At 72.1% G+C, this 10926-nt stretch carries 6 protein-coding genes and 1 pseudogene; all 7 read left to right on the top strand.

Features of this window, described 5'->3' with window-relative positions; all coding sequences use genetic code 11:
• Positions 1-254 precede the first annotated feature (254 nt).
• A pseudogene (locus JAO81_RS08530) lies at positions 255-4189 on the top strand (Pls/PosA family non-ribosomal peptide synthetase).
• A gap of 68 nt (positions 4190-4257) precedes the next feature.
• Entirely contained in the window at positions 4258-5583 is a 1326-nt protein-coding gene (locus JAO81_RS08525) for a M1 family metallopeptidase (RefSeq protein WP_199547179.1), read from the top strand.
• Between the two features lie 126 nt (positions 5584-5709).
• A complete protein-coding gene (locus tag JAO81_RS08520; protein WP_199547178.1) occupies positions 5710-6600 on the top strand; it encodes a hypothetical protein in 891 nt (296 codons plus the stop codon).
• A 159-nt stretch (positions 6601-6759) separates the two neighbouring features.
• A complete protein-coding gene (locus JAO81_RS08515; RefSeq protein WP_199547177.1) occupies positions 6760-7269 on the top strand; it encodes a DUF6328 family protein in 510 nt (169 codons plus the stop codon).
• Positions 7270-7429: 160 nt separating this feature from the next.
• Positions 7430-7825, top strand: coding sequence for a molybdopterin-binding protein (locus JAO81_RS08510; RefSeq protein ID WP_199547176.1), 396 nt, complete (start codon positions 7430-7432; stop codon positions 7823-7825).
• Positions 7826-7918: 93 nt separating this feature from the next.
• A complete protein-coding gene (gene modA, locus JAO81_RS08505; RefSeq protein WP_199547175.1) occupies positions 7919-8707 on the top strand; it encodes a molybdate ABC transporter substrate-binding protein in 789 nt (262 codons plus the stop codon).
• A 99-nt stretch (positions 8708-8806) separates the two neighbouring features.
• Positions 8807-10801 (top strand): ABC transporter permease, encoded by a 1995-nt coding sequence (locus tag JAO81_RS08500; RefSeq protein WP_199547174.1) that lies wholly within the window; start codon positions 8807-8809, stop codon positions 10799-10801.
• The last annotated feature ends 125 nt before the right edge of the window (positions 10802-10926 follow it).

The following is a 10926-nucleotide window of genomic DNA, read 5'->3' as shown; positions in this document are numbered from 1 at the left end:
ACAGCGGCCGGGCGCCAGGTGCGGGCCCGCGGGGCCTACCCCTGCGCCTGGAACCCCCACACCCCCCCGACACACCCCCAGCACACCCGACGTGGCCGCAATCACGCCCCCAACCCCCAGCTCCAACAGGCCCGCCCCCAAGCAGCCGACTAGGATAAGCCGGTTGTTCGGACCACCCCCGGACAACCCCGGGCATACCAGGGACACGCCGGCATCATCCCCCTGCGAAGCCGAGGCCTCGACGATGGGACCCGATGGAAGCCACCGGTACGAACGCCGAGCTCACCCTGCTCGAAGCGGAGCTGAGCGAACAGTTCGACGACCCGGCCCACTTCACCGCCGGCCCCGCCGCCCCACCCCGCACCCTCGTCGACATCCTCGACGCCACCGTGCGCACCCACCCCGACGAGCTCGCACTCGACGACGGCACCCGCCGCCTGACGTACCGCGCCCTGGCCGCCGAGGTGGAGGACCTACGCCGCCGCCTCGACGAGGCCGGCGTGGGCCGGGGCGACCGCGTCGGCGTCCGGGTGCCGAGCGGCACCAACGAGCTGTACACCGCGATCCTCGCCGTGCTCGCCGCGGGCGCCGCCTACGTACCCGTCGACGCCGAAGACCCCGACGAGCGCGCCGAGTTGGTGTTCGGCGAGGCCGGCGTACGGACCGTCATCGGCGCCGGCCACACCTTCACCGTCGACAAGCCCGCCGACGTCCCCGCCGCCCGCCCCGGTCTCGACGACGACGCGTGGATCATCTTCACGTCCGGCTCCACCGGCAAGCCCAAGGGTGTCGCCGTCAGCAACCGCAGCGCCGCCGCGTTCGTGGACGCCGAGGCCGCGCTGTTCCTCACCGAGGACCCGATCGGCCCCGGCGACCGCGTGATGGCCGGCCTCTCCGTCGCGTTCGACGCCTCCTGCGAGGAGATGTGGCTCGCCTGGCGCTACGGCGCCTGCCTCGTCCCCGTACCCCGCTCCCAGGTCCGCAGCGGCGCCGACCTCGGCCCCTGGCTGGTCGAGCAGGAGATCAGCGTCGTCTCCACGGTGCCCACGCTCGCCGCCCTGTGGGAGCCCGACACCCTCGACGACGTCCGTCTGCTGATCTTCGGCGGCGAGGCCTGCCCGCCCGAACTCGCCCAGCGCCTGGTCACCGAGGGCCGCGAGGTCTGGAACACATACGGCCCCACCGAGGCGACCGTCGTGGCCTGCGCCGCCCTGATGACGGGCGAGGAGCCCATCCGTATCGGACTTCCCCTGAACGGCTGGGAACTCGTCGTCGTCGACGACCAGGGCCGCCCCGTACCGATGGGGGAGAGCGGTCAGCTCGTCATCGGCGGCGCGGGCCTCGCCCGCTACCTCGACCCCGACAAGGACGCCGAGAAGTACGCACCGCTCGAATCGATGGGCTGGCAGCGCGCGTACCGCAGCGGTGACTTGGTGAAGGCCGAACCCGAGGGCCTGATCTTCCTCGGCCGCAGCGACGAGCAGATCAAACTCGGCGGCCGCCGGATCGAACTCGGCGAGGTCGACACCGCCCTGCAGGCCCTGCCCGGCGTCGCGGGCGCGGCCGCAGCCGTTCGCAGCGCACGCAGCGGCAATCAACTGCTCGTCGGCTACATCGTCACGCAGGACGACTTCGACCACGCCGGCGCCGTCGAGAAGCTGCGGGCCGAACTGCCCGCCGCGCTCGTCCCGTTGCTCGCCCCGGTCGCCGACCTGCCCACCCGCACCTCCGGCAAAGTCGACCGCAACGCCCTGCCGTGGCCGCTGCCCGAGCTGGAAACGTCAGGTCGCGGCGAGCAGTTGTACGGCACGGAGGCCTGGCTCGCCGAACAGTGGAGCGAGACCCTCGGCATCCCGGTGACCAGCGCATCGGACGACTTCTTCGCGATCGGCGGCAACAGCCTCGCCGCCGCGCAGCTCACCACCAGGCTGCGCGAGCGCTACCCGAGCGCCGCCGTGCTCGACATCTATGAGCGGCCCGTCCTGCGCAAACTGGCCCGGCGCCTGGAGAAGTCCGTCCAGGACGACGGCAAGGCGCGTGAGATCAAGCCCGTGCCGGTCCGCGCCCAGGTGGCCCAACTGCTGTTGATCCTGCCGCTGTTCACCCTGATGGGCCTGCGCTGGACGGTCGCGCTCGCCGCGCTCGGCAATGCGCTGCACTGGTTCGGCGCCTACCCGTGGGCGCCTTCCGCGTCCTGGTGGCTGATCGGCGCCGGTTCCCTCGTCCTGTTCATCCCGCGTCGGGGGGGCGGCCCGCCGCGGGTCCCCCCGCCCTGTCCCCCCCGCCCGGCCGTCCCCTGACCCCGGGGGGCGGGGCCCGGCTCCTGCTCAGGGGCGTCGGTCCCGGCACGTATCCCCGCGGCGGCGGCGTCCATCTGCGGTTGTGGACCGCCGAACGCCTCGCCGAGTACAGCGGCGCGACCTCCCTGACCGGCTCCTGGCTCGAGCGGTACGCACGCGCGCTCGGCGCCAAGGTCGGCTCCGACGTCGATCTGCACTCGCTGCCGCCCGTCACCGGACTGCTCAAGCTCGGTCGCGGCTGCGCCGTGGAGACCGAAGTCGACCTCTCCGGGCACTGGCTGGACGGCGACCGGCTGCACATCGGCACCGTCAAGGTCGGCGCCGGCGCGGTCGTCGGCACGCGCAGCATCCTGTTCCCGGGCGCCCGCATCGGCAAGCGCGCGGAAGTCGCCCCCGGTTCGGCCGTGCGCGCACAGGTCCCCACCGGTCAGCGCTGGGCGGGTTCGCCCGCCGAGAAGCTCGGCAAGGCCAAGCGGGACTGGCCGAAGAACCGGCCGCCGCGTGCCGTGCACTGGCGCGCGATGTACGGCCTGACCGGGATCGCGCTCAGCCTGCTTCCCGTCGCCGCCGCCGTGCCCGCGCTGCTCGTCGCCCAGGCGTTCGTGCCCGCCGACGCCACACTCGCCGAGGCCGCCCGGGGCGCTGCCCTCGCGCTCGTCCCCGCGACGCTCGCGTTCGGCCTCACGTATGCCGCCGTGATCCTTGTCGGCGTACGCGTCCTCAGCCTCGGTCTGCGTACCGGCACCCGCCCCACACACAGCCGCATCGGCTGGCAGGCGTGGACCGTCACGCAGCTCATGGACCTCTCCCGGCAGACCCTCTTCCCGCTGTACGCGGGTCTCGTGACGCCCGTGTGGATGCGGCTGCTCGGCATGCGGATCGGCCGGGGCGCGGAGGTCTCCACCGTCCTCGCGCTGCCCAGCCTCACCACGGTCGGCGAGGGCGCGTTCCTCGCCGACGACACCCTGACCGCCCCGTACGAACTCGGCGGCGGCTGGGTGCGGATCGGGCGCGCCGAGATCGGACGGCGGGCCTTCCTCGGCAACTCGGGGATGACCGCACCGGGCCGCAGCGTGCCCGACGACGGACTCGTCGGCGTTCTCTCGGCTACCCCGAAGAAGGCCAAGAAGGGCAGCTCCTACCTGGGGCTGCCGCCGGTGAAACTGCCGCGTTCGGCCGCCGATTCCGACGACAGCCGCACCTACGCCCCGCCGCTCGGGCTGCGCCTGGCCCGTGCGCTGGTCGAACTGTGCCGGATCGTCCCCGTGTTCTGCTCGGCCGCACTCCTCGTCCTGACCGCCGGTCTGCTCACCTTCCTCGCCTCGTACGGGCTCTGGCTCGCCGTCCTGCTCAGCGGTGCCGTGCTGCTCGCCGCGGGAGTGCTCGCCTGCCTGGTGTCGGTCGCCGCCAAGTGGGCACTCGTCGGCCGCCACCGCACGGGCGAGCACCCGCTGTGGTGCGGATTCGTCTGGCGCAACGAACTCGCCGACACCTTCGTCGAGATGCTCGCGGTGCCGTGGCTCGCCGGAGCGGTCCCCGGCACGCCCGTCCTGAACCTGTGGCTGCGAGGCCTCGGCGCGCACATCGGGCGGGGCGTGTGGTGCGAGAGTTACTGGCTGCCCGAGACGGATCTGGTCACCCTCGAGTCCGCGACCAGCGTGAACCGGGGCTGTGTCCTGCAGACGCACCTCTTCCACGATCGGATCTTGAGGACGGATACTGTGGTCCTCCGCGAGGGCGCCACCCTGGGCCCGGGCGGAATCGTGCTGCCCGGCAGCGAGGTCGGTGCCCGGAGCACCCTGGGTCCCGCGTCGCTGGTGATGGCCGGTGAGTCGCTGCCGGCGGACACCCGCTGGCTCGGCAACCCGATCGAGGCCTGGCGCCCCTGACGCTGTTCTCCAAGGGGTCCGCCGAGGCGGCACGCCGTACGAGCAACAGGGCAGGGAGCGGACCAGGCGTGAGCGGGCACCAGAAGGCGGCAGCGGACCCCTACTTCCCGGACAACGGCGATCTCCGCTACCGGGTGCACCGCTACGAACTGGACCTCGACTACCGCCCCGGGCCCAACCGGCTGGCCGGCACGGCCCGGATCAGCGCCATCGCGGGCCGTGCCCCGCTCGGCGAGTTCCAGCTCAACCTCGCCGACTTCCGGATCGGGCGGATCCGCGTCGACGGCCGTGCCGCCCACTACACGCACCGCGGCGGCCGCCTGCGGGTCAGACCCGCGAAGGCGCTGCCCGCAGGCAAGGCCTTCACCGTCGAGGTGCACTACTCCGGCAACCCCAAGCCCGTGAACAGCCCCTGGGGGAGCCTCGGCTGGGAGGAGCTGACCGACGGCGCGCTCGTCGCCAGCCAGCCGGTCGGCGCGCCTTCCTGGTACCCGTGCAACGACCGGCCCGCCGACAAGGCCGCGTACCAGATCTCGGTCACCACGCCGTCCGCGTACCAGGTGGTCGTCGGCGGCAAGCTGCTCACCCGTACCACCAAGTCCTCCACCACGACCTGGCTGTACGAGCAGGCGGCGCCCACACCGAGCTATCTGGTCGGCCTGTCCATCGGCAAGTACCAGACCGCGCTGCTCGGCGACCCGGGCCTCGGCGGCATCCCGCAGACGGGCCACTTCCCCGCCCACCTGCTCACGGACTTCTCCCGTGACTTCGCACGCCAGCCGCAGATGATGACCCTCTTCCAGGACCTCTTCGGGCCGTACCCGTTCGGCGAGTACGCCGTCGTGGTGGCCGACGAGGAACTCGACGTACCCGTCGAGGCACAGGGCCTGTCCCTCTTCGGCACCAACCACGTGGACGGCGCCCGGGGTTCGGAGCGCCTGGTCGCCCACGAACTCGCCCACCAGTGGTTCGGCAACAGCGTCACCATCGCCGACTGGCGGCATATCTGGCTCAACGAAGGACTCGCGAAGTACGCGGAGTGGCTCTGGTCGGAGCGCTCGGGCGGACGCATGGCCCAGGAACTGGCCGCCGTCGCCCACCGCTCGCTCGCCGGCCGCCCCCAGGATCTGAAACTCGCCGACCCCGGCCGCAAGCTGATGTTCGACGACCGGCTCTACGAACGCGGCGGCCTCGCGGTGCACGCGGTCCGCTGCGCACTCGGCGACGTGGCCTTCTTCAAGATGCTGCGCGCCTGGGCCACGCTCCACCGCGGCGGCGTGGTGACCACGCAGATGTTCACGGCCCACGTGGAACGCTACGCGGACCGGCCCCTGGACGAACTCTTCCGGGCATGGCTCCACGAGGGACGGCTGCCGGACCTGCCCGGGGCCTGATCCGCCCGGCAGCCCTTGGCCGAATGACGCTCCGGCGCGCCACAGGGCGAACGTTTCGCCCCGTCCGCACGTCCTAGCGACGACACGGCGCGAGGCCGTGACCGGGTGCTTGCGAGGGGCGGAGTCATGCGTACGCGACAACTACTGGGCGTGCTGGCACTGGTGCTGACCGGGACACTGGCCCTCGGAGGCTGCGGCGAAGGCGGCACCGTGGGCACCGCGCCGGGCGGGGGCGGTGATCCGATGAGCCGGGCGCAGCAGGTCGCCGACGCCTGGCGGGGATCGGATGCCGCGCGGCAATGGCACGAAGGGTTCTTCCCGCTCGAAGAGCTGGCCTGGCCCCCGCAGGATGCCTGGCACTCCGGGGAAGACAAGATGGCCTATGAAGAAGGGCGGTTCACGCTGGAGGAAGAGCTGCCCGACGAGTCGAGCCGCGGGCAGATCCGCTGGGAGAGCGGTGGCGGCAAGCCGCTCGAGGTCGAGGTGCAATCGGCCCAGGCGGTCTTCGAGCTCTTCGGACACACGGAGCAGTCCGGCAAGGAGCCCCGCCTGACGATCACCGGGGCGAAGCTGGACCAGCAGCAGGTCAGGACCAGCCGCGGCCCGGCGTACATCCCTGTCTGGTACTTCACGATCAAGGGGTACGACCAGCCGCTGATCCGTGCGGCCGTGGCGCCCGATGCCATCGCCAAGACCCCCATCGCCCCGGCGCCCCACCGGTCCGACGACCTGATGCCGCTCCAAAGCCTCAAGTCCGTGGCCCGGGACGGACGTTCCCTGACCGTCTTCGCCGGGCACGGCGCCTGCGACGACGGTCCCGAGGTGCGGGCACTGGAGACCGGCGACAGCGTCGTGCTCACCGCATCGGTGCGCGGCCGCGACGACGGCCCCTGTACGTCCCAGCTGCTGACCGCGGAGGTCACGGTGAAGCTGAAGCAGCCGCTGGGGGAGCGGGTCCTCCTGGACGCGTTCGCCGGGGCTCCCATGGACCCGAACACTCACCGGTCCGCGCAGTGACCGCGAAGGCCTGGTGCCGTGATCCTCGCCTTGCCGGTCGATACCTCCACTGCGAGGCTGGATGGTGCCGTGGCCCGAGCAAGCGGCCCGGAGAAGTCTGACCTGCGCCGGACCGGGTACCCGTGAGGGTCAGCGGTCCGGGCGGAGGGAGTGCACGGCGTGACGACACAGGAGAACGGTGCGGAGGCCGGCCTGCAAGACGGCCGGAACGAAACCCCCGAGGAACGGGCCGACCGTCAGTGGGCCGAACTGCTCCAAGAGGTGCGCGTCGCGCAGACCGGTGTCCAGATCCTGTTCGGCTTCCTGCTGACCGTCGCGTTCACGCCGCGGTTCGCCGACCTCGGGGACACCGACCGGGCGATCTACCTCGCCACTGTGCTCCTCGGCTCGCTCGCCACCGGGGCCCTGATCGGACCGGTCTCGTTCCACCGGATCGTCTCCGGCCGCCGTATCAAGCCGCAGACCGTCACCTGGGCCTCGCGGCTCGTCTTCACCGGCCTGATCCTGCTGCTCGGCACGCTCGCGGCCGCCCTCCTGCTGATCCTGCGCGTGGTGCTGCACGACGGCATAGTGCCGTGGCTCGTGACCGGCGTCGTCGGCTGGTACGTCCTGTGCTGGTTCGCCCTTCCGTTCTGGGCCCGGTACCGCCACACGTCGTCGAACGACTGAGCACCGGGGCGCCCGCCCCCGCCGCCGGAACGATCTCGTGCCGGGCTCTTGGGCGATCGTCCACATGGACGCCGCGTGGCCCTGGAGGAACCTTGCATCTGCGTACCGGCATCCGGCAGAGGCTTGCAGATGCGGCTGATGCGGGCCTACGTTGACGCACATGCAGTCGTACACCATCGGGCAGGCGGCCCGTCTCCTGGGCGTCAGCGCCGACACCGTCCGCCGCTGGGCGGACGCCGGACGCGTCGAGACCCATCGCGACGAGGGCGGGCGCCGGCTGATCGAGGGCCGCGCCCTTGCCGCGTTCTCGGTCGAGGTCGGCCAGGGCACGCACAGTGACGAGGAGACCTCGTACACCTCCGCCCGCAACGCCTTCCCCGGGATCGTCACCGCGGTGAAGCTCGGCGACGTCGCCGCCCAGGTCGAGATCCAGGCCGGGCCCCACCGCCTCGTCTCCCTGCTGACCCGGGAGGCCGTCGAGGAGCTCGGCCTCGAAGTCGGTATGCAGGCCACCGCCCGCGTGAAGTCGACCAACGTGCACATCGACCGCACCTGAGCCGCAGCTCGGGTGCGCACGCCGTCCGTCCCCGGCGCACCCATCACCACCGCTCGCACCGCCCGCACGGTGCCGTACAAGGAGTGCCACCAGATGACGATCGCCCTCACCCCGCGCCGCGCGGCCGCCGGAGCTCTCACCGCGGCGCTGTTGCTCCCGCTCGCCGCTTGCGGCGAGGAGAGCGGCGGGACGGAGAACACCGGCGGTGAGGGACAGAGGACCGAGCTGACCGTGCTCGCCGCGGCCTCGCTCACCGATGTGTTCAAGACCGCCGGAACCGCGTACGAGAAGGCACACCCGGGCACCACGGTGAAGTTCTCCTTCGCCGGGTCCCAGGATCTTGCCGCGCAGGTGAAGCAGGGTGCGCCCGCCGATGCCCTGGTCACCGCGGACGAGAAGACGATGGACGGCCTGCAGGCCGACACCGGCACCCCGACCGTCATCGCCAAGAACCGGCTGGTCATCGCCGCGGGCAAGGGCAACCCGAAGCACATCAAGGACCTGAACGACCTTGCGAAGAGCGACCTCAAGGTGGTCCTCGCGGCGCCCGAGGTCCCCGTGGGCCGCTACAGCCAGCAGGTGCTCGACCAGCAGAACGTCGACGTCAAGCCGGTCTCGCAGGAGCCCAATGTGCGGGCGGTGCTCAGCAAGGTCGAACTCGGCGAAGCCGACGCCGGCCTCGTCTACAAGACCGATATCGCGGCCGCCGACGGCAAGGCCGAGGGCATCGACATCCCCGACGCGCAGAACGCCATCGCCGCCTACCCGGCCGCCACCCTCGAGGTCTCCGAACACAGCGCTGCCGCCGCCGCGTTCGTGAAGTGGCTCAGCGGCGCCGAGGCGCAGAAGATCCTCGCGGACGCCGGATTCCAGAAGCCGTAATCCGATCTGCTGAATCAGATCGGCCGCCCGATCTGCCGAAACTGATCAGCCGAATCAGATCAGCCGCAATCCGATCAGAACCTCACCCCGGACGACACCATGAGCCGCCAGCGCCCCGCCACACCCGGCCGCCGCACCCCTGTTGCGCTCGCCGTGCCCGCCCTGCTTGCGATCGCGTTCCTGCTGATCCCGCTGATCGGCATTCTCGTCCGTACCTCGTGGGGCGAACTCGCCACGCACCTGAGCAGCCCGGGAGTCACCGAGGCGCTGCGGCTCTCGCTCGTCGTCTCGCTCTGGTCCCTCGCGCTCTCGCTCGTCCTCGGCGTCCCGCTGGCCTGGCTGCTCGCCCGCGTCGACTTCCGCGGCAAGGCGTTCGTCCGCTCGCTCGTGCTGCTGCCCATGGTGCTGCCGCCGACCGTGGGCGGGGTGGCGCTGCTGCTCGGGTTCGGGCGGCGCGGACTGCTCGGGCCTTGGCTCGAGGACTGGTTCGGCATCACGCTGCCGTTCCACACCTCGGGCGCCGTCGTCGCGGCCACCTTCGTCTCCATGCCGTTCCTGGTCATCAGCCTGGAGGGCGCGCTCGCCGGGCTGCGTCCTTCGTACGAGGAGACGGCGGCGTCGCTGGGCGCCTCACCGCTGAAGGTGTTCTGGACGGTCACCATGCCGATGGTCGCGCCCGGTCTCGTCGCCGGCGCCGCCCTCACCTGGGCACGGGCCCTGGGCGAGTTCGGCGCCACCATCACCTTCGCCGGCAATCTGCCCGGCACCACCCAGACCCTGCCCCTGCAGGTGTATCTGCTGCTCCAGGACGAACCCGAGGCGGCCACCTCCGTATCGCTGCTCCTTCTCGCGGTCGCCATGGCCGTCCTCGTGTCGCTGCGCGGACGCTTCACCGGCACACCGACGGGTCGGCCGAGGAACAGGAAGCCGGCGGGGCCGGCCGACGCGGCCGGTGAGCCCACGCCCCTCGAACCGCCGCCCGTCCCCGTGGCCAAATGGCCGCTGCACGCCGAAGTCACCGGCTTCACCCGGCTCACCCTCGACGCCGAGCCCGGCACCACCATCGCGGTCGTCGGACCCAACGGCGCCGGCAAGACCACGCTGCTGCGGGCCCTGCTCGGCCTCACCCCACGCGCCCGCGCCGAGCTGCGCCTGGGTGACCTCGACGTCACGAAGCTGGCCCCGCATCAGCGAGGCGTCGCCTGGGTGCCGCAGGACGGCGCACTCTTCCCGCACCTCAGCGCCCTCGCCAACACGGCGTACGGGCTCAGGGCCCAGGGCGTGCGGCGCGGCGAGGCGCGGCGCACCGCACAGCAGTGGCTCGACCGGCTCGGCGTGGGCCACCTCGCCCACCGCAAGCCCGGCCAGCTCTCCGGCGGGCAGGCCCAACGGGTCGCGTTGGCCAGGGCGTTGGCGCCGAGCCCGCGGCTGCTGCTGCTCGACGAACCCCTCGCGGCCCTCGACCAGACGACCCGTGCGCATGTCCGCCACACGCTGCGCACGCATCTGTCCGGGTTCGGCGGTGTGTGCCTGATCGTCACGCACGACCCGGTCGAGGCCGTCTCGCTGGCCGACCGCGTCCTCGTACTCGAAGACGGCCGCACCCTCCAGGACGCGCCCCCTGCAGAGGTGTCCCGGCACCCGCGCTCACCCTGGGTGGCGCGAATGCTCGGCCGCAACGCACTCGCCGGAACCGTCGCCGAAGACGGCAGCCTCGCCCTCACCGACGGCGGCCGCCTGGTCCTGGCCGATCCGGCCGAACCCGGCACCCCAGCCCTCGCGATCATCGCGCCCGAGGCCGTGTCACTGCACCGTGAGCGGCCCGAGGGCAGCCCGCGCAACGTATGGCAGGGCACGGTGCGCGAGATCACCACGGTCGGCAGCCGGATGCGCGTCCTCGTCGGCGCGAGCAGGGCGGATGGCGCGAACGCCGCGGACGGAGCGGACGGAGCGGACGGCACGAGCAGAACGGACGCCGCACCGGACCTGGTCGCCGAGATCACCCCGCAGGCCGCGGCCGAACTGCACCTGGCCGACGGGGTGTCCGTCTACACGAGCGTCAAGGCGACCGAGGTCACCCTGGTCACCACCTGAGAGCCTGTCCGCCAGGTGAGGCCCTGAGGCCCTGAGGCCCTGAGGCCCTGAGGCCCTGAGGCCCTGAGAGCCTGTCGCCGAAGCAGGGGGGGGGAGGGCGCGATGCACACGGACCTGGGGGCTGC

Origin of the sequence: Streptomyces sp. N35 (assembly GCF_016464295.1) — a bacterium.
In the GTDB taxonomy this organism is placed as follows: domain Bacteria; phylum Actinomycetota; class Actinomycetes; order Streptomycetales; family Streptomycetaceae; genus Streptomyces.
This window is presented reverse-complemented; position numbering and strand designations above follow the sequence as displayed.